General features: G+C 41.7%; 27 protein-coding genes. 3 read left to right on the top strand and 24 right to left on the bottom strand.

Annotation, left to right across the window (positions count from 1 at the left end; genetic code table 11):
* Positions 1–53 precede the first annotated feature (53 nt).
* A complete protein-coding gene (locus D8886_RS08275) occupies positions 54–512 on the top strand; it encodes a hypothetical protein (protein ID WP_125435060.1) in 459 nt (152 codons plus the stop codon).
* Between the two features lie 250 nt (positions 513–762).
* Here the strand turns inward: D8886_RS08275 and D8886_RS08270 are convergent, their stop codons facing one another.
* The 5 genes from D8886_RS08270 to D8886_RS08250 form a co-directional block, all read right to left on the bottom strand.
* The gene (locus tag D8886_RS08270; protein WP_125435058.1) at positions 763–1,368 is read right to left on the bottom strand and encodes a TipC family immunity protein; all 606 of its coding nucleotides are present in this window, start codon (positions 1,366–1,368) and stop codon (positions 763–765) included.
* Positions 1,365–3,008 (bottom strand): T7SS effector LXG polymorphic toxin, encoded by a 1,644-nt coding sequence (locus tag D8886_RS08265; RefSeq protein ID WP_185761279.1) that lies wholly within the window; start codon positions 3,006–3,008, stop codon positions 1,365–1,367. Before D8886_RS08265 ends, D8886_RS08270 begins: the two co-directional genes overlap by 4 nt.
* 8 nt (positions 3,009–3,016) lie before the next feature.
* A complete protein-coding gene (locus D8886_RS08260; RefSeq protein WP_125435054.1) occupies positions 3,017–3,580 on the bottom strand; it encodes a DUF3958 family protein in 564 nt (187 codons plus the stop codon).
* A 46-nt stretch (positions 3,581–3,626) separates the two neighbouring features.
* A complete protein-coding gene (locus tag D8886_RS08255) occupies positions 3,627–3,899 on the bottom strand; it encodes a TIGR04197 family type VII secretion effector (RefSeq protein ID WP_125435052.1) in 273 nt (90 codons plus the stop codon).
* Positions 3,900–4,075: 176 nt separating this feature from the next.
* Positions 4,076–4,861 carry an alpha/beta fold hydrolase gene (locus D8886_RS08250; protein ID WP_125444972.1) on the bottom strand — a complete coding sequence of 262 codons (786 nt, stop codon included), beginning with the start codon at positions 4,859–4,861 and terminating at the stop codon, positions 4,076–4,078.
* A gap of 247 nt (positions 4,862–5,108) precedes the next feature.
* Here D8886_RS08250 and D8886_RS08245 point away from each other — a divergent pair, with 247 nt between their 5' ends.
* Positions 5,109–5,420, top strand: coding sequence for a VOC family protein (locus tag D8886_RS08245; protein ID WP_125332419.1), 312 nt, complete (start codon positions 5,109–5,111; stop codon positions 5,418–5,420).
* On the opposite strand, the gene D8886_RS08240 is transcribed toward D8886_RS08245, so the two are convergent.
* The 14 genes from D8886_RS08240 to lepA all read right to left on the bottom strand — a co-directional run bounded on the left by D8886_RS08240 (position 5,342) and on the right by lepA (position 17,496).
* On the bottom strand, positions 5,342–5,863 hold the full coding sequence (locus tag D8886_RS08240; protein ID WP_125435050.1) for a GNAT family N-acetyltransferase: 522 nt from the start codon (positions 5,861–5,863) through the stop codon (positions 5,342–5,344). The genes D8886_RS08245 and D8886_RS08240 overlap by 79 nt on opposite strands.
* 158 nt (positions 5,864–6,021) lie before the next feature.
* Positions 6,022–6,693, bottom strand: coding sequence for a potassium channel family protein (locus D8886_RS08235; RefSeq protein ID WP_032913402.1), 672 nt, complete (start codon positions 6,691–6,693; stop codon positions 6,022–6,024).
* 10 nt (positions 6,694–6,703) lie between these two features.
* Complete coding sequence (locus D8886_RS08230) at positions 6,704–8,053, bottom strand: TrkH family potassium uptake protein (protein WP_125435048.1); 1,350 nt, start codon at positions 8,051–8,053, stop codon at positions 6,704–6,706.
* Positions 8,050–8,601 (bottom strand): putative immunity protein, encoded by a 552-nt coding sequence (locus tag D8886_RS08225; RefSeq protein WP_125435047.1) that lies wholly within the window; start codon positions 8,599–8,601, stop codon positions 8,050–8,052. Before D8886_RS08225 ends, D8886_RS08230 begins: the two co-directional genes overlap by 4 nt.
* A 251-nt stretch (positions 8,602–8,852) precedes the next feature.
* Complete coding sequence (gene kphA / locus D8886_RS08220; RefSeq protein ID WP_125435045.1) at positions 8,853–9,092, bottom strand: RNA-binding protein KphA; 240 nt, start codon at positions 9,090–9,092, stop codon at positions 8,853–8,855.
* 19 nt (positions 9,093–9,111) lie between these two features.
* Entirely contained in the window at positions 9,112–9,384 is a 273-nt protein-coding gene (gene rpsP, locus D8886_RS08215; RefSeq protein ID WP_002895310.1) for a 30S ribosomal protein S16, read from the bottom strand.
* A gap of 176 nt (positions 9,385–9,560) precedes the next feature.
* On the bottom strand, positions 9,561–10,250 hold the full coding sequence (pynA, locus tag D8886_RS08210; protein WP_125435043.1) for a pyrimidine 5'-nucleotidase PynA: 690 nt from the start codon (positions 10,248–10,250) through the stop codon (positions 9,561–9,563).
* Between the two features lie 192 nt (positions 10,251–10,442).
* Positions 10,443–11,369, bottom strand: a complete 927-nt coding sequence (locus tag D8886_RS08205) for a YobF C-terminal domain-containing protein (RefSeq protein ID WP_125435041.1) — start codon at positions 11,367–11,369, stop codon at positions 10,443–10,445.
* Positions 11,370–11,422: 53 nt separating this feature from the next.
* Positions 11,423–12,256 carry an AraC family transcriptional regulator gene (locus D8886_RS08200; RefSeq protein ID WP_125435039.1) on the bottom strand — a complete coding sequence of 278 codons (834 nt, stop codon included), beginning with the start codon at positions 12,254–12,256 and terminating at the stop codon, positions 11,423–11,425.
* Positions 12,257–12,453: 197 nt separating this feature from the next.
* Positions 12,454–12,948, bottom strand: a complete 495-nt coding sequence (locus D8886_RS08195; protein WP_125337189.1) for a YkgJ family cysteine cluster protein — start codon at positions 12,946–12,948, stop codon at positions 12,454–12,456.
* A 154-nt stretch (positions 12,949–13,102) separates the two neighbouring features.
* Positions 13,103–13,747: a hypothetical protein gene (locus D8886_RS08190; RefSeq protein ID WP_125435037.1), complete on the bottom strand. Its 645-nt coding sequence runs from the start codon at positions 13,745–13,747 to the stop codon at positions 13,103–13,105.
* 104 nt (positions 13,748–13,851) lie between these two features.
* Positions 13,852–14,643, bottom strand: coding sequence for a nicotinamide riboside transporter PnuC (pnuC, locus tag D8886_RS08185; protein ID WP_002895303.1), 792 nt, complete (start codon positions 14,641–14,643; stop codon positions 13,852–13,854).
* Between the two features lie 436 nt (positions 14,644–15,079).
* Entirely contained in the window at positions 15,080–15,439 is a 360-nt protein-coding gene (locus D8886_RS08180; RefSeq protein WP_260469507.1) for a DUF3592 domain-containing protein, read from the bottom strand.
* A gap of 233 nt (positions 15,440–15,672) precedes the next feature.
* Positions 15,673–17,496, bottom strand: coding sequence for a translation elongation factor 4 (gene lepA / locus D8886_RS08175; protein WP_032908149.1), 1,824 nt, complete (start codon positions 17,494–17,496; stop codon positions 15,673–15,675).
* 122 nt (positions 17,497–17,618) lie between these two features.
* Here lepA and D8886_RS08170 point away from each other — a divergent pair, with 122 nt between their 5' ends.
* A complete protein-coding gene (locus D8886_RS08170) occupies positions 17,619–18,434 on the top strand; it encodes a Cof-type HAD-IIB family hydrolase (protein WP_125435034.1) in 816 nt (271 codons plus the stop codon).
* 78 nt (positions 18,435–18,512) lie between these two features.
* Here D8886_RS08170 and D8886_RS08165 read toward each other — a convergent pair whose 3' ends face one another.
* From D8886_RS08165 to D8886_RS08145, 5 genes are all read right to left on the bottom strand, one after another.
* Positions 18,513–18,878, bottom strand: coding sequence for a TIGR02328 family protein (locus tag D8886_RS08165; protein WP_009659510.1), 366 nt, complete (start codon positions 18,876–18,878; stop codon positions 18,513–18,515).
* A gap of 51 nt (positions 18,879–18,929) precedes the next feature.
* Positions 18,930–20,024, bottom strand: a complete 1,095-nt coding sequence (gene hemH, locus D8886_RS08160) for a ferrochelatase (protein WP_185761281.1) — start codon at positions 20,022–20,024, stop codon at positions 18,930–18,932.
* A 195-nt stretch (positions 20,025–20,219) separates the two neighbouring features.
* Complete coding sequence (locus D8886_RS08155) at positions 20,220–21,503, bottom strand: glycosyltransferase (protein WP_125435030.1); 1,284 nt, start codon at positions 21,501–21,503, stop codon at positions 20,220–20,222.
* Positions 21,472–22,119: a hypothetical protein gene (locus D8886_RS08150; RefSeq protein WP_004186628.1), complete on the bottom strand. Its 648-nt coding sequence runs from the start codon at positions 22,117–22,119 to the stop codon at positions 21,472–21,474. Before D8886_RS08150 ends, D8886_RS08155 begins: the two co-directional genes overlap by 32 nt.
* Positions 22,112–23,254: a glycosyltransferase gene (locus D8886_RS08145; RefSeq protein WP_004186625.1), complete on the bottom strand. Its 1,143-nt coding sequence runs from the start codon at positions 23,252–23,254 to the stop codon at positions 22,112–22,114. Before D8886_RS08145 ends, D8886_RS08150 begins: the two co-directional genes overlap by 8 nt.
* Positions 23,255–23,256 lie beyond the last annotated feature (2 nt).

Raw genomic sequence — 23,256 nt, 5'->3', positions numbered from 1 at the left:
CTATAAATACCCAAGTGTATTTACGCAAAACCAGAAAGAAGTTGGTGATACCTATGGGAAAAAAGTTAAGCAAACTCCTGCTCTCTACTGCTCTTCTAGCCACCACAGCTGCCAGTCTGACTGCTTTGACACAGGTCAAAAAAGGCCAAGCAATGGAAAGCGAAACGAGAGAAACTAGAAATCTCTCAGCCCTAGACGAAAAAATTGCTCAAATTGATAACCCAACCATCAAGGCTTTCCTAGAATACTATGCTAGTCAGAACATGACCTCTGCATCGTCTCTTCCAATGATAGATGATTTGGAGTCCAATACGCGCATCATCGTTATTGAGATAGACTATGCAGATACAAGCCAACCCCCTGCCATTGGAACATCAGTCGATGGATCCGAAGGGCCTGTCGGTGGAACTGTTGATGCTGATGGTCAATACATCGAGTTTGATACCAGTGACCATAGCAAATCCGCAACCGTTCGGGAAATTCGAGATGCTATTGCTGAGATACTAGGGTAGACACATCTTAATATTAAAATTACCAGCTAAAACAAACGAAGTCAGTAAAAATTAAACGGCAAGCTCGACGAAAGTTTTACTTATTTCAAAGAGAGTCAATTTCAAAGTCAAATATGATAATAGTTTACATAAAAAAACGCATAAAATCAATGTTTACAGAAGCATTAATTTTATGCGTTTTGACTATTGAAGATTTTTCCACTATCTCTTTGTTAGATAGATAATTCATATTATCACAGCTATTCCTCTCTCACTTCCATTTTTTTACAACCTTTACATTGCCTTTATCACTGGGAGAAAAGCGGCCGCTTGAAACAGCTTCCCATTCTTTGAGGAAAACTTTCTCAAACAAAGAAAACTTTTCTTCAGTCTTAGCTTGAGTCAAGCCATAACTTTCAAATTTATCTCTAGGAATGACAACATCTTTGCTTTCATAGTCTAGCAGTTTAGCTTCCTGTGTGAGAGACTTCGTCTTTATGTCATAACTAGCTGTCAAGGAAAGCTGAACGTTCTCATCCCATTTCTCCTCATAGTCAAAAATAAGCATCTGATCTTTATTTGCGATAATATTGAGATTGCTGTTTTCCGGGAAATCCTTTGATTGGAATACCACCATCACTGTGCCTGCCTGAAAATCCGAACTGTCCTTTTCCGTAACAAGGTCAGCTCCTTTTATTTTCAAGAGCTTCATCTGACTCTTATCTCCAGCACCTGCATATTGGATTTCATCCTTGTAAATTTCATCAAAAATACTGCTAGACTGACTGCCCTGTTGATTGTAGAAGGTTAGAAAACCAATTATCAAAAGCAAGGCAAGCGCTAATATAAAAATTAGAACCTTTTTCATAATAATCATTCCCTTTCCGCATAAGTTCCCAATTGATTATCTCGTTCCTCCAAACTTCTAAGGAAATTATAAGAATCAGGATAATGTTTTTTGATATAGGCACGTTTTTCTTCCTCAGTTGGCTCAGTATACGTATCTTTGGCACCTTCATAAAACTTTTTAGGAACCATCTTGAAAATCTCTTTTTTTACATCATTAATATCAGTATATTTGAGAAAGAATTCTGAACGTGTCATCTTATCCGTTTTGGAATCTGTTTTATCTTCTAACTGTCGGTAATAATAGTTAGAAGCTTCCAAAAAAGAAAGTTTCTTTTCATTCATGATGCTCGTGATATTTACGGCATCTAAATCTGCTCTAAAATCATCATTCCCCATAGATGGTTTTGTTTCTGCATCCGTTGTAGCATCACCACGCCAGCCCGAAACTGCTTCAATTCCATTTCTTCCTCCAAACATTAGCATCATATAGCCTGGTGGCAAAGAAAGGTTGAGGTGAGTTGCAGTCGTGATGAACTGATGAGCAAAATCTGTTTTATTAGCATAGCGTTTATTTTGCTCCTTCCAATTATTTAAAAAAGCTGCTTTTATTTCAGAATCAGACATACCTGAAATATTGTGAGTTTCCTTATACAATTTTAAACGATCAGTGTATTTTGCATCTCCTTCTGCAGCAGGATCTACTATTGTACCTGTAGTAAAGTTAGAAAAAAAATGCTGCTTTTCTATTTCATAATATAAACTTTTGGATTCAGCATCAGTCAAGCCCATTCTTATATAAAACTCTTGAGCTGAGTCCCCGTCTAGATCACCAGCTGTCTGATCCCATTTATAACCATCATATACCGGAGCTCCTAAAGAACGATTGAGCAGATAATCTTTTTTCTTCTGAGACATTCTAGGATATTTTTTATCAATCCCCTCTTTAAGTTTCAATATTTTTTTAGCAGTATCTTCATCATAACCGTATTGTTCGATGAGATTATTTATAAAGTCTTTATCCCTAGATTGTGAGTCTTGCAAATTTGAAGGTGGAGTATAATTCATTATTTGTGTTGCCCAATCCAGATTAGCTGGCAAAACATAAACTCCTTTCTTTGCATCCCATGCATTATTCAAATGGTTAAGTCCTGTAGTAATCATATTTTTCAAATTTTCAATCTCTGAGAAAATTTGAGGCGATGAATTATTGAATTCTCTAAGTTTATCTAATTTCTCTTGAAGTACTTGTCTTGCATCAGTCAATGTATCAATCATTTTCTGCTGATTCTTCACTAACTCCGATAGTCCAACTGCTTTTACCCCAAATACGCTAGTTTCCTGAATAGTGATAATATTGGTTAATCCTTGAATATTAGCTTCTATGTCAGACTCCTTTAGGCTTTCATTAGCAACCTGCGCAATATATGATTCTGGAAACTGTTTAACTGTCTTACCCACTGCTTCCGACAGTAGCTTTCCGCCATGTGCCAAAGGACGAAGAACCCGTTCAGAATAACTTCGTGCTGAATCATAGGCTTTTCCCTTTAGCGATTCTGTGCTGGCTTCAAAATCTATCAAACTTCTTTCCAGTTCTTCGTAAGCTTTAATTTCCTCTTGCATCATCTTCTGGGTACTGGCCGCTTGGGACTGCGAATCTTCCAAATACATGTCTATACTCATTGGTAGTTCCTCTTATCTTCTAAACTGTTTACTATCCGAATACGCTCATGGTAGGCCTTATCATATTCTTCAGAGACCTTTCTTTTTTGCTTTTTCAATACTTCGCTATCTTCTTCAAAGTTTGCTCGAAAACTCTGCCAGTTCTGCAAAAATTCATCACGCATATGCTCAAAGCCGTTTTGAGGACTGTAGCGATAGGCTAGTTCATCTAATAAAGCATGCATTTTATGTGCGTCAGACTCCACAGATTCATAGTATTCTGTTACTTTTTTTAAATCACCGTCTATCTGATATTCCTTTTCCAATAATTCTGATTCTTTGTAGCGAAGGTCTTCAATCTGCTCCTCCGGAGATTTGATCTTTTCCTTAACTTTTTGATCTTCCTGGAAGTGCCGGCTTATCTTATACATGACCTTATCTTGGTTAGCCAGCATTCGCTTCAACTCTTCCTGCTCCCGCAGATTCTGCATCTGTTCTCGTTGCGCTTGCAATCGTTCTGCCAGAGTCATATCAGGATCATATACAAACTTAACTGGCTTCTCTTTATTTTCTTCTTCCATGAGCAGTCTGTCCTCCTTGATTTCCAGAATAGTCAGAGTATTTTATCTAGCCATTTACAGACTCAGTTATCTGCTGATCCACTGCTTCAAATTCTCCAGCAACACTATGGATATTCGTCACCATTTCAGAGAGAGCATTAGAAATGCCTTGTCTGGCATCTTGGGATGCCTTCATAACCTCATGAGCATTTGAATTCCCCGAAACAGTCGTTTTATCATCCTGTTGAGCCTGTCCGATTCCTGATAAATTGGAACTCCCTTGTTTGATTTTTGTTGCATAGTTCTGAGCATCTGATATATTACTTTTAATTTTAGTCATTTTTTTCTCCTTTATTATACATACTAGCCTTTGTCTGTAGCATTTTTATTATAATATCATTGCAAATCTATTACAAAACAATACAGGATAATATCGCTCATTAGTAAAGAAGAGTTTATATTACTTTAGAGCTTCCCTACACATCATTATCTTTCTTTTAAAAGCTGGCTTCACAATCACATTTCTAAAAGAAGCTCAGCTATCTTTTCTGACTGACTCCAATGTAAATAGTGATGGTTGCCTCCTAAAATAATCCGAGTATTTTGTGAAGCAAATTCGGAATCTTTATATTCTTGTTCTCGATAGGCCTGACTCAGGATAAAAATCGGAAATTGAAAAGAGAGATCTAAGTTTTGAAAATCACTTTTTGCGATACTGCAATAATGTTGAAATCCTTCTTGTACAGATTTTAATCTATCTGAACTCCTTTCTTCCTTCGCCCATAAGATTTTAAAATCAGCTACTAAAAAACTCTCTTGTCCTATTTTTTTCAGATATTCATATCCTCCACCGAGCGTCTGAACTTTCTCCTGTAAGGATAAAAATTCGGGATAAGGATTCTGAGCTAATTCGCCATATAGAACAGAATAAGTGGTCGGCTCAATTAAGATTAGTCCCTGACAAAACGGCTCTGACTCAGCAACTTTAACTGCTACAAGACCACTAATACTGTGCGCGCAAACAGCATACTGGAGGACTTTAAAATGTGATAAAACCTCCAAAATAGACTGAACCAAATCGTCCAAAGCAAAATTTTCTTGATTTTCGAGTGGACTTTGGCCAGCATTAGGGTAATCTATCGTTAAATAGCCCCAATTTTTAGGTAACTTCCGAATAACTGGCAAAAAATTTTCATAGGTCGGCAGACTCCCTGCACCGCTTAAAAACACAGCAATCTTTTCCGCAGGTTGATAGGACACAAATAGCTGTCCTACTTTCGTTTTGATGATTTTTTCTTTCANAATGTTTCCAATCAATTCTTACAAATATTATCTGGGCACACACTACTATCTGAGAGTTAGCTATTTTACTATCAGAATAAGGACACCCCAATACCCAAAATTATATACCAAAATTTTTTCATATTCAACCAAGATTCGTGCTAGAAGAGGCAGTCGCTTGCACTGTGAATGAAGGCTAATCTCAAGGCTTGTTTTTCCTAAAAATCTATGCTAAGGTAAAGGCAGAATACGAAAAGGAGGGGCTACTATGATAAGAAGCGGCCATCTGATTTACAAGGTAAAAGGCTTACGGCAGGCGGTCAAGGAATGGGAAGAAAAGGGTTTTGTCGTCGAATACGGCAGAAGGAAAAAACCCAACAATGCCTTAATATACTTTAGTCAAGGCCCCTATATTGAGCTACTGGAAAATACGGGCATTCCTGTAATAGCCAAAATCATAGCTAAACTATTTGGCAGACCTAAAAATCTGGAGCGTTTTTTCTACTGGGATGAGTGCGAGGAAGGCTGGCAAGGACTTTGTATCGAAAAAGATTCTTCGTCAAAAGAATCCCCTCGATAAAGAATTTCAAAGCTAAGATCCTCATATTCCAGAAATGCATTCGACGAGCGGAAACCCTTGCTTTTATAAAATTCCCAGCGAGCCTGACGCTGTTCAAGATTATCACACGGCTCATCTAGGCGCTCGATTTCTAAAAGCATGGTTCGCTGATAGAAATTGACCAGCTTTTCGATGATTTCACCGCCATAGCCATTGCTGCGCAAGTGGGGCATAATAGCAAAGAAACTAACATAAAAGGCTTGCGCGTTGGAGATTGCAAAGGCAAAACCAACAAATTCCTTTTCATGATAAAAGGCGAAAAAATTAGCATCCTCCTGTTCCTCATATCGTAAAAATTCACTGAGCGGTATCCTTTCCTCTTCTGGGAAACCTTCATTATTCAAGGCTTCTACCTTATCCAAATCTGGAAAATCTGCTGTAATGATCTGGCTGGTTAAGCTCATAAAATCACTCCTTTTCTAGTGATAGTATAATAAATTTTGCAACTGGTTTCAAAAAAGAGCCCTGAAAGAGCTCCTATGTATCCATTTTTTCTTCATATAATAGAAAGGTGCCGAATGCCTAGATAGAATCGGTTGGCCCCCACCGAAGAGGAATTATCCTAGCTGCTACTCACTATTTCACGTAAATTATCCAAATGCTGGTTATCAGTCACAGCCATAATGCTGACGCCTTCTGGCCAAACAAAGTCTGGAGTAAACTTGCTTTCCAAAGGCTGATTTTTTGTCAGACGGTAGCCGATAATATTAAGATGATAAAGCCTGCGAGCATCTACTTCACGGACCGTTTTCCCGACCCAGCTAGCAGGCAGTTCAAACTCAGCCACTACTACATCGTCATCCAGCTGGAAGACCTCAATCGAATGGTTCAAGAGAATAGTCTTGGCCAATGAAATACCAGCCTCCACTTCAGGCAGAATAACCAGATCAGCTCCCACCTTTTCCAGCACCTGCTGAGTTACTTCATCTTTGACCTTGGCAATGACATTTTTAACGCCCAATGCCTTGCAGTGCATGACCGCTAGGACGCTGGATTCCAGACTTTCTCCCGTCGCTACGATGACCGTATCACAGGACCCAACGTCTGCCGCCTCTAAAAGCTCCATATCAGTAATGTCCCCGATCACACCAACGGCAATCATGTCTTCATACTGATTGATTGTCTCTTCGTGATTATCAATCGCAATGATTTCTACATCTTGAGAAATCAAGGCCTCAATGATACTCTGTCCAAAAATCCCCAAACCGAGGATTCCAACTGTTTGATTTGCCATTTCTTTTCTCCTATCCAATCATAATGTCCGCCTTGCTGTAATGCAAGGTTGCAGCCTTCTTCGGTTGATAATGGTTGAGACTGACCATAAGAGTCAGCGGCCCCACCCGTCCAATAAACATTAGCAACATAATCACAATCATACCAGCTGTATTGAGGCTGGTAGTGATATTGGCCGTGACACCAACTGTAGCCAATGCCGACACAGTCTCAAATATCAGGTAAATAAAACGATGACTGCTATCGGTCACTAGCCCAAGAGCCAAAAGACCAAGCAGAAATGTCAGCTGAAAAATCACTGTCACACCAAAAGCCTTCTGCACTAGCTGAGGAGACAGCGTTCTCCGTCCCATATTGGTATGAGGCAAGCCCAGGATTTCCTTTCGAGCAAAAAGCAAAAGAACTAGGAAGGTCGTAATTTTCAGACCGCCCGCTGTACCACCCGGAGCCCCTCCCAGAAACATCTGGAGCAGATAGATAAACAGGGTTACTGGACGAGCAGCTGTATAATCAATGGAAGCAAAGCCAGCTGTCCTCATACTGACTGTCTGAAAAAAGCTGACCAGTAGCTTATCGCCAAAGGAAAGATTGCCAATCGTTCCAGGATTATTGTACTCCGTCCAGAGACTCGTGACCGTCCCAAAAACGAGGAGACCAGCAGTCAGCAGCAAGACTACCTTAGTATGAAAGTGCAGCCCCTTCTGTTTTCCTCCCAATTTAGTCGCCAAGTCAAACCAGACCATAAAGCCCAGTCCTCCAGTAATGATGAGGAGAGCCAAGGTGATATTGACCAAAACATCTGTCTGCAAGCCTAGTAGGCTATCATTGCCAAAATTATCAAAGCCCGCATTACAAAATGCAGAAACGGCTAAAAAGATAGAATTAAAAATCCCTTTTCTCAGACCAAACTTGGGAATGAAGCGAATCATGAGAAGGAGCGCACCCAGTCCTTCGATACTAAAAGTCGTGATAAAAATCGAACGGACAAATTGACCTAAGGTACGATTGTTACCATAACTAAAACTATCCCGCAGAATACGGCGATCCTTGAGGCTGAGCTTTTTCCGACTTTCCATGGTGAAAAAACCGATAAAGGTCAGGATGCCCAAGCCACCAATCTGAATCAGTAACATGCAAAGGAGCTGCCCCCAGACATTGTATGTATCCACAACCGATCGAGTAAAAAGCCCTGTCACACAGACCATCGAGACAGCTGTAAAAAGATGATCCAGATAGCCCGCTTGGGAACTAGCCGTCTGCACCCAAGGCAGACTGAGTAGCAAGGAGCCACAGAATATCACCAGAAGAAAAGACAAGATAATCTTTTGCGCTGGTGACAAGCGTGAAAATAAATGCTTCATAAAGTTTCCTTTCCTGATCTAATAAAAGCAGAGGCTAGCTCTATCTGCCCTTCTCTTTCCTTGCCAGCCCGCTGCATATCATCTGGACTCTGCAAATTTCTGACTTTGATGGCATAATCCGCTGCGACAATAGCATGGCCCCGCATGTGGCCTGTTGCGACTGCTTGAGCAAAAACACGCGCAGCATATTTACCGATTTGTGATTGGGCTTGCTGCGACAGTTTGTTAGCCAAGAAACCAGCCTGCCTTAATTCATAGGCAGATGCCCTCCCATCAAGTCGAGCCTGAAAAACCTCTCTTACCTGAGTCAAAATCTTCTGCTTTTCAGACTCATCTTCCGCATCTATCAGAGCTATAAAGCTTGACGCCATTTTCATAGCCCATCGAGCCAGTTGCTCCTGAGGAAGTTCCTCCAAAACAAGCTCCAATTCCAATCTCTTCTCACTATCATCCAGAATTTTTAGCTTATAAGGGCTCGGTAAAATCACTTGATCATTCTCATAAGACTTGCGCTCATGAGCGTTCCAAGCATAATCTTCTGACTTCATATGCCCTCCAGTTTCGAATTTTTCTAAACTCGCCCCTGCATTTCGTTCTTCTCTTAAACGAAGTGTCTAGTTCTCACGAAGGTCGAACTGCATCAATGGTCCTAAATGCAACTACACCTAACGGCTTGTTTCATTAATGGCTTTGTACCCACGCTTTGCTGGGCATCAATTTCCCTAAGCTCACTTGAGAGCTGCGCACTCAGTTCGCTAAGAGAAATAGAAAAAAACGGGACACATAGCCCCGCTGCTTCTTATTTCTCATCAATGACGATGCGAACTTTTTTGTCTTCAGTTGGGACAGAGTAAACAATCGTCCTTATAGCGGAGATAGTACGACCTTTACGACCGATTACACGTCCAACATCACTCTGAGCAAGATCCAGGTGATATTCTAAAAATTCAGGTGTATCCTCAATCTTGATAGTTAAGGCATCTGGCTGTGAAATCAAGGGTTTCACTATCGCAATAATTAGATTTTCAATCGTGTCCATATGTCAACCTACGCTTCTATTATTTAGAGTATTTTGAATCGTGGAATTTCTTCAATACGCCTTCTTTTGAAAGGATGTTGCGTACAGTATCAGAAGGTTGTGCACCATTACCCAACCACTCAAGGATACGGTCTTCCTTCAAAGTCACTTGGTTTTCAGCTACAAGTGGGTTGTACGTACCAACTGTTTCGATGAAACGACCGTCACGAGGTGAACGTGAGTCTGCAACATTGATACGGTAGAAAGGTTTTTTCTTAGAACCCATACGAGTCAAACGGATTTTTACTGCCATTATTAAGGTCTCTTTTCTTTATTTTTTTCTTTTGGTGAAATAGCAAAGCTATTAAGCACATGTTCTATTATAGCAGATTAAAAACAGCTGTCAAGTTTTTTTCTTGACAGAGTTAAAAATTTTTTAGATTAGTCTTTCTTGTTAAAACGGACAATAGTTTTTCATTTGCAGTCTCCTTATGGAACCAATAGTCTGATAATGTCGTCATAAGAATAAGCGGTATAGGTCGGTTGAAAAAGACTTTCATTTTCTAGCTGCTTGGGATTGTACCAGATAGAGTCCAATCCAGCATTATTAGCGCCAGCAATATCAGCTGTCAAAGAGTCTCCAATCATCAAAGTCTGAGACAGGTCAAAATCTGGTATTTGCTCTGCTATTTTTTCATAAAACAAAGCTTCGGGCTTCTGAGTCCCCATCTTTTCTGAGATGAAAATGTGATTAAAATAAGGAGAAATATCGGAATGGGCCATGCGGCCGGTCTGAATAGCCGTGATGCCATTGGTCGCTCCGTAAATCTCATAATCAGCTTCTGTCAGACTGTCCAAAAGCTCGCTAGCACCAGCATATGTTTGTCCTTGCTGAGCAATATACTGCTGATAGAGAAGGGCCAACTCGGCGCCATCCTTCTCAATGCCAAAATGGGCAAAAAGACGAGAAAAGCGAGTGTTGACAAGCTCCGGCTTGGTGATTTTCCCCCGCTCCAGATCCTGCCAAAGCCCCTTGTTCATGGGAATATAATAGTCTTTGTAGGCCTGAATCTCCGCTACGCCCTGCTCCTCCAAAAACTGAGTCAAAGCAATATCTTCTGCCGTATCAAAATCCAGCAACGTATGATCAAGGTCGAATAGTAGAAATTTGTATGACAAGGTATAAATCCTTTCTATAACTGTAGTAGCTTCATTATACCACAAGCTACAAAAATATCAGCCGCTCAAAAATAAACGGCTGATTTCTAATCTATTTCACCACAGGTATCCAGAGTTCCATTTGATAGTCTGCTATCCCTTCTTTCAATCCTGCTGCATTACCAAACAGCATCTTCGTTTTTCTCACTTCTTCTACTCTTCTTTATAGTGAATACACAAATCTCTAAACTTATTATCTAGCGCTGCAATATCATACAAGACTTCTGACAGTTTCTGATAATCCTCCTTGATACAAAATAGATGAGCTTGGCCGAACAACTTTGCTAAATTTTCTTTTAGTTCAGATCTGACCGTATCGTGGTCTTTTAAGAAGTTACTCATGTATAGATTTCTGATAGAAGCTAATTTGAAACTAAAGTATTGATGAAGATGTTTTTGTTCTTCATTCAAACCATTGTCCGCTACCGACTTAGCATATCTTGTTATCACATTCTCCTCGCCGTGCTCATATCGTTGCTTCATCAGCATAGATGTTTTCTGATAAATCTCTTTGGAAGTTGGAGATTTGATTTTTTTAAAGTTTCCCCACATGGAGAAAGAACCTCTTTTATAGTCGATATTTTTAGCTTCCCAGGCTTTCGAAAATTCTGAGAAAGTCATTCTCATACAAGCAAAACCTGCTGGATCATGGAAATAGATGAACTCATCATCTAGATCATAAACTGAAACAAAATGGTCCACCCCATACAAATGAATGTGATTGGGATTATAAGTGAGATAACCCATGTCCAAAGGGCCAAGAACAACTGGCCCGCTGAGCAAGAACTTACTGAAAATCTCTCTGATAGAGAGAAGATCCACCGCATTTGAATCCTTTATATAGTATTCATCATATGTAAAACCCAGAATGTTTAAAGAATGGCTGATAGAACTATCTGGCATCCCATTATCAAAGAAGACTAAGGGGTGTTTTTCATCTTCCTTTATAATACTAGAACCATTTCCCATCACCATAATGGCTTCCAAAAACTCAGGGCGAACATCATAACCATACGAATGCAACGCCATCGCAAGTGAATATGTATAACAAAGAGAAACGTCCCCAAAATATATCTGCATAGCATCATCCTCCTCTGTAATCGACACCTAAAAAATGACTTGCAATCACCATTTTATTTCACAACAGGAATCCAGAGTTCCATTTGATAGTCTGGCGAGGACATGTCACCCTCGGAGTAAACTTCAAAATCTGGTGCTCCTGAGTGGCGATAGCCAGTTTCTGGGAAAAAGACTTCCAAGACATATTTCCAAGCATGGTGGATGCTTGCTGGAATAGCGCCTTTGACTGGTACGATGGCATATTCTGCTTCTGAGATTTCTTTGATTGACAGACCTAGTTCTTCTGCTTTCGCTTTATTCTTCACATCATAGGTAGCCATATAGTTGATGATTTCGCCTTCTTTGACATCCGAGCAGACACCAAAGGATTGGCCACTGCCCAGACTTTCTAGGCTTTCAAAGCTGTGATTTGCATAGAGCTGCTCCCATGCAGACGGGCACTGGCTATTGTCAATAGCTTCCAATAGGACACCTGCCACGGTAAAAGCAGGTTTCTTTTGAATCTTGATATCCATGTTCTTTCCTCCTGTAATCTTTAAGGATAATTGAAGTCTAGGAAAGACCCTATAAGGTTTTCCATTTCGAACTTCTGAGGGGGTCGCACCATGGAATTTCTTGAAGGCTGCGCTGAAGGCATCCGAAGACTCATAGCCGTATTTCAGTGCTATATCAATGACTTTCTCAGAGCTTTCCCGCAAGTCCGTCACAGCTTCTGACAGCCTACGATTGCGCAAGTATTCTGCTAAAGTCATATCCGCCAGGATGGAAAAGAGCCTGCTAAAGAGAGCATATGAATAGCCTGACAGCTGCTGGAATTTCTGCAAATCCATTTCTTCGTCCAACTTACTTTCCAGATATTCCATGGTTCGATTGAATTGATGCATCATATTNTTTTTCACCTCATAAAAGATACTAAGACCGTTAAAAGCAAAGTGAAAATAGGAAAATTAACGGAGGTGCTCCTGCTCCGAGAAAATTTTATCTTTTTCACACAGCTTTTAGGCCGTGTTCAATTCTAACTATAGTCTAACAGATATAAGATACTTCCGCCCTAGAATTTTTGTACAAGATTTAGAGGGGGATTCTACAACCTATCCCGCAACTTCTCCACAAAAAGATAAGCCGCTGGACAGGTCAGGGTATTTTTGATTGTCAGATGATTAATCTGGTGAATCTTCTTGCGGTCTGTGTGAGGGAACTCACGGCAGGCCTTGGGACGGACATCGTAGATTGAGCAGAGATTGTCTCCACCTAAAAAAGGACAAGGCATGGCCTTGAAAACCTTGTCACCGTCTTCGTCCACCTGCAGAAATTCCTCTTCAAAAGCCGGCAGCTTCATCTTGAAATACTTGGCAATACGGACAATGTCGGCTTCCTTAAAGTCTGGTCCCAGAGTTTTACAGCAGTTGGCGCAGGCTGTACAGTCAATCTCCTCAAAGACCTCATCATGGATCTGCTGGGCAAGCTTATCGAGGTTTTTTGGTGGCTTTTTCTTGAGACTGGCTAAAAATTTTCGGTGCTCTTTCTGCTTCTGCAGAGCTAACTGATGGTACTTTTCAAGGTCGATTTCTTGAGTCATATATTTTTCTTTCTGTATTCAAATTGTTTTTATTATATCATAAAATGGGCCCTCTTAAATGTTATCAAACCCCAAAAATATGACATACTCCACCTCACAAAAAAATCTGAGAACGAGTCTCAGATTTGCTTTTTATTAACTTAGAGAGTTATCATCAAATGCTTGTCCCGCCGTCTTTGCTAGTGCTCCAAGTTTCTTCGATATAGGGGATAAACTCATACAGAGTATCTTCATCGCCCTCAAAGGACATCATATAGACCTTATCGCCTTGTTTGAAGACCCAAACCGTTAGATTTTGAGTGGATTTTAAAACAACATTAATCTGAAAGGCTTCATTTCCAGCTACGGTACTCTTTGCTCCCCAAAAATCATCGACTTCCTTATTATCCTTCCAGTGATAAGCAATGCGTTGGGCAATGGTTTCGGCGTTGAATTCTTCACCTTCTCCGATATTGGCTTTTTCTTTCGTATAAGCGTTCATCGTGACAATATTATAGCCACTTCCATCCGTATACTGGACGCTGTCGCCACCATCTACATCTGTAAACTTAATCCAATTATCAGGAATACTAATATAGCCATAATCATCAGAACCAACCCGCTGCGTACCAGTTGTCTTTGACGAATCTTTTTCTTTACGACTGCTACTACTTGTATCGCTGTCATCTCTCAGGGAAACCCGACTGGAAGAATCAGATGCTTTCCGACTGCTATAGCTCTTAATAAGGCTACAAGAGGACAGGGAGAGGCCGGCTAAGATTATCAGGGAGAGCAGAAAGTACTTCTTTTTCATGGTCATTCCTTCCTAAATCTAATAAATTTTACTAATACTAGTTTACCATATTTTTAGGACGAAAGGAAAGAGAGACATTGTCGCATCCAATTTCTTTTCTGTTTATAGGACTATGCTTTTTTAGCAGCCTTATTCCACTGGTACCATCCGACCAAGCTGTTGATTAAATAGATCAGATATTTCCCTTGAATCTGAAGACTTTCACCCCACCAGAGGTAAATAGAAAAAATATTGGTCGCTGCCCAGAAAATCCACTGTTCGCGATAAACAGCCGTCATCAAGATTTGCCCTACTCCATTTGTCGCATCTGTGATTGAATCACGATAAGGACGATTGGCACCCACAGACTGATAAATCAAGCCAAAGACCAACCACCAAAGCACACTAAGCGATAGATACTTTGTCCATCCTTTGGCATCTAGCTTACGAGCAACAAACTCTTGCTTTTCTTTCTTAAACTGACCTTGATAAATCCACACTAAGAGTCCAATCGGCTGCATGATGGTAAAGTAAAGAGTCGTCAGGACCTCGCCATAGAAGCCTTTCTGCAAAGCCAAAATCAAGTAAATCACAGAATTGATCAAACCAAAGAGGTAATTGCTAGCCCGTCCTTCAGAAACGAAGATCACACAGATAATCCCAGTCAGACTGCAAATCATCCCCGTCCAATCCACGATGCGATGTTCATATATCAGCTCCAGCCAGAGCGGAAAACTCCCTAGAATCAAGAGATAAACCCATTGACCTAGGCTGCGATGAGCAAACAAATCGTCCCAGATAAGTTTCAAGGTACCAGAAAAGCCGAGCTTCTTCATGCTAGTCACCATTCGTTTGTAGCCACCAGACATTTCAGAAAGCGTCAGCTTCATGTTTGCGATTTTCTTTTGGATATAAGTATTCATTCTTTCTCCTTTTGTTTTTTAAGAGCCGTGTCAAATTGACTTACGGATGCAACGCTCTATTATTTTCGAACACGCACAAGGTTTGTCTTATGCAGTGTTCACATTTTATCATATTCCTATTTCAGAAAATGTCAAGTAAAATCAAAAAAAGATTTCCTAACGTTCGGATTTCAAGAAAAGACCTACAAATTTTTGTAAGTCTTTTTACTTAGATTTGATAGCAGTCGAACGTTTTTTCTGATTTGTTACTATATTTTTGTGAAGCAAAATTAAAATTTGACGATTTATGATTGCTATAATTTTCATTAGACTATAAGTAACAAGAGATAAAGCTACCAAGACTATCAGGAAAGCTAGAAGACATTTTTGAGACTAGGGCATTTCATAGCTGAAAATGCAGAATAATGAGCAAACTAGTTTCAAATAAGTAGCAACTCTAACAGGAAATTACTAGAACTATTGCGATAAGAACAAAACCAATTATGGAAAAGATTATTACTAGCAACCTAAAGATTCTATCAAGGCCTGCATAACGTTCTACAAAGGCTTTTTCAGGCTTCTCAGGATTATAATAAACCGTCATGGCCAAGCCTTTTGGGAATATTTCTCTTAACTGTAAATTCTTTCCAGCGCTAAGAATATATTTCCTGTCAAAGACATCTTTTTGCTCTTTCTTCCTAGGAGTTTCTACATAATAAGCATATTCAAATTTTTTTCTGTATGTTGTCCCATTCACGATATATTCTACAACAGGCAAAGGAATAACCATTTCATTACGGTTATCATAATCAACCACTATACCTGAAATTTTAGAAGTACATTTTTTCTGAATATTCTTCTCCCGTCGATAGAATAGGTATAAAACTAAATTTGTAAGGCCCAATAAAGAAACTTATGGCTACTATCATGATAATCGTTTTATCCAAGATTTGACTCACACTCCTATTTCCTAGCTCGGGTGAAAAACATTAACTGGTTTTTCCTTCGCATTTATAATCCAGGGCTTAGGCGAATAAAGTCCACCGGACTTTATTCCTCATCCATACTCAGGACACTGAGGAAGGCTTCTTGTGGGACTTCGACAGAACCGATAGCTTTCATCCGTTTTTTACCGGCTTTTTGTTTTTCTAGGAGTTTGCGCTTCCGAGAAACATCACCACCATAACACTTGGCCAAGACATTTTTACGCAGGGCCTTGATGTCTGTCCGAGCCACGATTTTCTGTCCGATGGCTGCCTGGATGGGTACTTCAAACTGCTGACGAGGAATGATTTTCTTAAGCTTGTCTACAATCAGCTTACCACGCTCATAGGCAAATTCCTTGTGAACAATGAAGCTGAGAGCATCAACCTTGTCGCCATTGAGGAGAATATCCATCTTCACCAGCTTGGACGAGCGATACTCAGAAATTTCATAGTCAAAGCTAGCATAGCCACGAGTAGAGGACTTGAGCTTGTCAAAGAAGTCAAAGACGATTTCAGCAAGTGGGATTTGATAAATGACATTGACCCGATTATCATCGATGTAATCCATGGTCACAAAGTCACCGCGCTTACGCTGAGCCAACTCCATCACCGCTCCGACAAATTCCTGCGGTACCATAATCTGCGCCTTGACATAAGGCTCCTCAATGGAATCAATCTTGGTCGGATCCGGAAACTCGCTCGGATTGGACACATCAATTGAAGCACCATCCGTCATATTGACCTTATAGATAACGGATGGCGCCGTCATGATCAAATCAATATTAAACTCACGCTCCAAACGCTCCTGAATGACGTCCATGTGCAGCAAGCCCAGGAAGCCACAACGGAAACCAAATCCTAATGCCTGAGATGTTTCTGGCTCAAACTGCAGACTGGCATCGTTTAGCTGGAGCTTTTCAAGCGCCTCACGCAGATCGTTGTATTTATTGGACTCAATCGGATAGAGACCGGCGAAGACCATCGGGTTCATCTGCTTGTAGCCGGCTAGTGGCTCTGCAGCTGGATTATCCGCCAAGGTCACTGTATCTCCGACCCGAGTATCCTGTACCGTCTTGATAGAGGCTGCGATATAGCCAACATCCCCTGTCGCTAAGAAATCACGTCCAATAGCCTTGGGCGTAAAGATACCGACCTCTGTTACATCAAAGGTCTTGCCATTGCTCATGAGCTGAATGGTATCCCCCGGCTTAACCACACCGTCCATAACCCGCACTTGCAGAATTACCCCACGATAGGCGTCATAGACCGAGTCAAAAATCAAGGCCTTGAGCGGTGCTTCTACATTTCCAGTCGGAGCTGGAACTTTTTCCACAATCTGCTCTAAAATTTCCTCAATTCCGATGCCAGCCTTTGCAGAAGCCAATACGGCTTCGCTAGCATCCAGTCCAATCACGTCTTCAATCTCTGCCCGCACCCGCTCTGGATCCGCAGCTGGCAGGTCAATCTTATTGATGACTGGCAAGATTTCCAAGTCATTATCCAACGCTAGATAGACATTAGCCAAGGTCTGAGCTTCAATCCCCTGAGCCGCATCCACGACCAAAATAGCCCCTTCGCAGGCCGCTAATGACCGCGATACTTCATAGGTAAAGTCCACGTGTCCCGGTGTGTCAATCAAGTGAAAGATATAGGTTTCGCCGTCCTTGGCGGTATAATTGAGCTCGATAGCATTGAGCTTAATGGTGATGCCGCGCTCCCGCTCCAAGTCCATGCTGTCTAAAAGTTGGGCCTGCATTTCCCGGCTGGAAACCGTCTCCGTCGCCTCCAAAATCCGGTCGGCCAAGGTTGATTTTCCGTGGTCAATGTGGGCAATGATGGAGAAATTGCGGATCTTCTCCTGACGTTTTTTCAAATCTTCTAAATTCATTTTTCTCATCCTTTTAGGGTATTCTATTTATTATAACACAAGACCAGTGATTTTTCCTATAGACTCGGACTTTCTCTGTAAATTATGCTATACTTATCACAGAATAATTTTGGAGACACTTTATGATTAAAATTCTTGCACTTGATATGGACGGCACCTTGCTCAACAGCAAAAAAGAAATTCCCCAGGCTCACATCGAAGCTCTGCACCAAGCTATTGAAAAAGGAGTCAAATTGGTTCTTTGTACAGGTCGCCCCTTGGTCGGCGTCAAGCCTTATTACAACAAGCTGGGCCTTGCACAAGAAAACGAATATGTCATCGTGGACAATGGCTGCGCTACACATCAGACCAGCGACTGGAGTTTGGTGGACTGGCAAGAGCTGAGCGGTCAGGATATTCGCTATCTTTACAGCCTGTCTGAAAATAGCCCTGTACAGCTGACTCTCTTTGATGAAGAGCATTATTTCGTCGTCGGAGAAAAAGCCAGTTCCTATGTTGTGAATGACGCTAGCTTAGTCTTTACTAGTCCAACCGAGATTAGTCTGGAAGAGGCATGCAGCGGTCAATACAGAATGTTTCAAGCTATGTTTTTAGGCAGCCAAGAGCAGGTAGATGCTTTTGAAGCCGACTTTGGCCAAGAAATCTGCCAGCGTTTCAGCGGCGTTCGTTCTCAGCCAGTCATTTACGAGGCCATGCCAGCCGGTGTGACCAAAGCCTTTGCCCTAGAGCGATTGGCTAAACAATTGGACGTCAAGCCTCAGGAAATCATGGCAATCGGCGATGCCAACAATGACATCGAGATGCTGGAATATGCAGGTCTCGGTGTAGCCATGGGCAATGCTTCAGACTATGTCAAAAGCCTAGCCGATGCCGTCACAGACAGCTGTGACGAAAATGGGGTCGCTACAGCTATTGAGAAATTTATTTTGAACTCATAAAAGTCAAAAAGGAAGAGCACTGTCTCTTCCTCTTTTTGTTCTATATTTTTAATACTATGCCGTCTTGGCACTTGGAAATCAGGCAATATCTATTCCTTTCTCCTTAAGATTTTCCAAGCATTCTTGCAGATAGGCTGCGTCATGCTCAGGATAAATGGGATGTTCGAGCTCCTCAGCTGGCAACTGCTGGTAAGGTGGACAAGTCTTGCCACGGTAGTCCTTATCCAGCCAAAGGGTGTCCGGCTGATAGCCCCGTCGTTGCATCTCCTCCATAATCAGCAGGTGATAAGAATAGAGGCAATAAGGACTGTGCTCAAAAACATAGTTGACCGTCGCATGCGGCTTGCCCCACCCTCGACCACGTAAGGCTGCACACTCTCGGTGCTGACCTAAAAGCTGCTGGCGCGGAAGTTTTTCAATTAAATCTTGGTGCCAAAGTCTCACGGTTTTCTCCTTCTAGAATAATCTTATAAAGTCATCAACGAATATGAACAATCAACTCTTGGGCAGCTTTCCTGCTTTCTCCAGCATTTTCTTGACAAAATACGGCATCTTAACATTCTCACGCCCCTTTTTCTCAATTAGCTTCTTGACGAAATCTGGCATTTTCAGCTCTGCATCCTCTGCAAGAATTTGGCTGCTCTCCTCCGATGGCTGTAATTCATCGAAGGTTTCTTCTTCTGGAAAACATTCTTTGAAGGGTTCATGCTCATGGCGGCGGATACTTTGAATCAGGGCATCAATTAGACGGTCATCTGCATTGGGCATAGGCGGTCTATGATAGGCAACACCCAAATCTTCGCAAAGTTCCTTGCACTCCACGTCATTGTCAAAAAGAACCTCTATATGCTCACTGATAAAGCTAATCGGCACAAAAATATAATGCTGCGGATGTGTTTCTTGCTGGCGCATGTAGTCCAGTACATCAGGTTTGATCCAAGGGAGCCCAATGTCACTCTCGCTCTGCCAAACATTGAGATAATCCTCCTCTGTCAAACCCAACCTGTCAGCAATCAAACGGGCATTGTCATAAATCTGATCAATGTAAGGATCTCCGAAATCCAAGGCCAGAATAGGCACACTGTGGGCTGAAAAGAAAATCTTGAAGGTCTCTTCTCCAACCTCTTCTGTAAGAATCTTTCTCAGTTCCTCTGCCCAATAACCAAGAATAGCTTCTTCCTGATACCATTCCTTAATGATATTAAAGCGGATGGAGTCACTCTGGATAAACTTCTCATAACCCATGACAGAATAGTAAGAAAAATGAGGCTCTAGGATTAAACAGATACATTCCTCAATACCATCCTCTTCCATCTGCTCGATCACGTCTGGGATAAAAGGACGTGAGAATTTATTGGCAAAATAAACCGCATACTCACCAGACAAACCCTGACGGACCTTTTCCACCTCTTCTAGACTAATACGCTGCAGAGGCGTTCCACCGATGAGGACATAGTTATCATAGAGGGTCTGAATCTCATGGTCTTGCGGCCTGACACCGCGGCGAATATTGGTGAAAAATTCAGCCACTCCCTCAAAGCTAATCTCCNCTGGCGAGCCAAAAGTCATCATTAGAATTGCTTTCTTCATCATCTTTCCTCTTCTGTCACTCAGAGAAAGCCAAGTTGACTTTCCAACGACTTTCTTGTAATCACTTTCATTTTAACATCTTAAAAAAGACTTGAATAGACCAAAAAACCTATTCCTTGAAAAGAATAGGGAAATTTAATAATTCAGATATTTTAATGTTGGAGACATACTTTAATAGTTTGTTGAATTCTCCAGTTATAAATCAATATTAAGCAGGCACCCCAGCTCTTGATAGAGAATCTCTGTAGACTGATATTCTTTGCTTTGCTGGGCAAGAGTTTTCAACTGAGACCAGTCCGTGCGATTTGTCAATTCTTTAAAAAGGCGCAGCACTTCTGCATCATTCTTTCTGCGAGAAACCAGTCCCACTTGGGCCAGCTCAGCACGAACGGCATTGTCAAACTGGTCATAATCCTGTGGCAAAATGAGACTGGGAATCTGATGCTCGATACAAGCCATCATGATACCCGTCCCTGCGTGATGAATGGCAAAATCTATCTTGTCCAAAATATCGGTATAGGGCAGATAGTCAAAGAGCAGCAGGTTTTCAGCAAGTCTCTTCGGAGAATTTCCCAAGCCACTAGCTTCACCTAAGGTGACATAAAAGAGATAATCTGGGTAGAGTTGGCTTAGCTTTTTCGCTCGCTCCACCATGCGCTCCTTCTCCCATTTCAAATGCGTGCCGCAAGTCACTAAAACCCGCTTCTTTTCGGTCTCAAAATAAGACTCATGGGCTGCAGGCAGGCGATCAAAGGACAGGCATTTGTAACCAACCCAGCGAAGCTGCTTAGGAAAATCCTCTCGAAATTCTAATTCTTTCATGCCCAAAGCTAAGATAGAGTAAGGCGAATAAATGGCTTCTGTACCGTCTTCCCGATAGAGTTTAAAATCTTGATAGTCTCCCAAACTCTTCCGGACTAAAGCAAAGGCCATTTTCTTTCCACAACGAATAGCTTGCCTGCCTAAGGCATCTCTGAACTTGTACAAGACACCCTGATGAGGTTTCCAACCTCCCAAATAAGTCGGAGTTGTCGTCCGGCACTCAATCGCAACGGGACTCGGAATCGTAGTTATCCAGGGAATGCCAAAGCGATCAGAAATCATTCCCGCTGGCGAAGCAACAAAATCTGCTATGACCAAATCCGGTTTGCTGCCCTCTTGCCAAATTCGATTTAATTCGTCTATAACTTCTGGAATTAGTCTAGAATTGGCTCGAAACTGCTGATAGGTAATCAAAGGAGTGCTTTGCTGCGGTGTATTGGCGATGTCCTCCATCACTGTCGGTCTTTCTGGAAAGAGTGCCAGACAGTCAAAACCGATTTCCTCTACTAACTCTTTCTTTTGACAGCCAGTGATAACCCGAATCTGAAAACGCGGATCCGCTAGCAGAGGCTTGACTACGGTCAAAGTAGGCAGCAAATGTCCACTAAAAGGCACACTAATCACATCAATCTTTATCACTTTTTCTAATCCAGTCATAAACTAATCCTTTCACATCTTCCCTGTATTCATAATCAAAATGGTTGCTATCCACCATCACATCAGCTGGATGGCCATCTAAAAATCTGCTGTAAATATCCTTCCTGCCCTTGATGACCAGCAAGTCAATATCCTTGTGATTTAGGAGCCTCCGTGAAACAGGCCCCAGCGCAATCACTCTCAGTCTGATCGGCAGATTTTCCTCACCCAAATCCTCCAGCCACTGGGTTAGCATATTGAGCCCCGAGCTTTTGCAGATAATGACAGCATCCTCAACATCCAGTAAAGGAGAAAAGTGACGCTGCAAAGCCTCCTGAAAGCGAGAATTGTAGAGAGTTTGCCAATAGTAACGAATATTGGAAATGGAAGCTGTCAGCAAGGAAACTGGGGATTGTCTCTCATGCTCAAATCTCTGATTAAAGGGAAAATTGCTAGCAACCACTGAGAAATCTGGTGGACAAATCTGGTCAAGAAACTCAAGCTGGCCTGCAGTCAGACTAGCGCATTCCAAATGACTGCTGCCACTGAGAAAAAGCAAGACTTTGCTAGATTTTAGCAAGGTTTTGTCTGGCGACAAAGCATCCAACTTATCCAAGTACTGCTTCATCTTACTCATAGCGGATTTTCCCATCCGTCACTCGAATCTTTCTTCCCCGCCAGTTAATCACCCGCGGACTGAGCAAGACATAGAGGAAAAGCCAAGGCAAGAGTAAGTCATTCAGTACCTCGTAAAACACCTCATCAGGATGCGGCCGAGCAGTTAGGATAAGGCGGCGATAAGCCAGCATCCAAACCGCTTTGACAAAGAGAAAAAGCAAAGACAGAAGTACAAAAGGCCAGCCAAGAAAGAAAGCAATGAGCAAGGCAGGAAAGGGCAGAAAACTAGGCAGAACAATTAAAATAATAACCTTCCAGTCCAAGTGCTCCTTCAAATAGATAGAGCTAAAAAGCAGCCAACGCTTCATCTGCAGCAGATATTGCTTGGCATCCTTGATCGTAGTCCGAACATTACAAGTCACCCGCGTCTGGATAATCTCCACTCCCTTGCTGCGCAGAAAATCCGCTACAGCCAAATCATCACAAAGATAGTCTTTTATAGCACTGAAGAGCTTCTGCTCCCTAGCCAGTTCAAGTGGCAGGATGTAGAACATTCCATTAATCGAGTGATTAGCTTTAACTTCTGCCATGGTAAAATAGGTAATGAAAGAATTTCCATTGACAAAAGCTGCTACTAGCTTGGACCAGAAATTGCTTCGCTCTTGATTATAGGGAATGCCGGTCAAAATAACACTCTCACCTAGATAATCTGTCAACTCTCCCATTTTTGAAAAATCAATGACACTGTCGTCATCGAGAACAATCAGATATGGCCGGGTCAGCCCATCTATAATCTGCTCAATTTTATAACTCTTAGGATTAATCCCCTGGGGGACATCCCCCATGAGAAAAACGCGAATACGCTGGGCATAGGAAGGATTTTGACAAATCTTATCAGCCACTCGCTGCGCCTCTGGATCAGACTGATCAATCAGCCAGTAAAACTCCACTGCTTCTGTCTGCCGGAGATTGGCTAGTAAGTCATTTTCCAAACGAGGGTCACCAGATAGGATGGGCTGGACCACCGTATAAAGCTCCTCTTGAAAGTCCGATGAAGAGCTCTGCCCTTTTTTCAAATAAGCCAAAGATAAGAGCCAACGCAAGATAAAGAGAAGCAAATAGGCAGCAGCCAGCAAGAAAAAAATAAGTTTCATGA

This window comes from Streptococcus sanguinis, from assembly GCF_003943655.1.
GTDB lineage: Bacteria > Bacillota > Bacilli > Lactobacillales > Streptococcaceae > Streptococcus > Streptococcus sanguinis_F.
The sequence above is the reverse complement of the archived record's forward strand: the minus strand, read 5'-3'. Positions and strand labels throughout refer to the sequence as shown.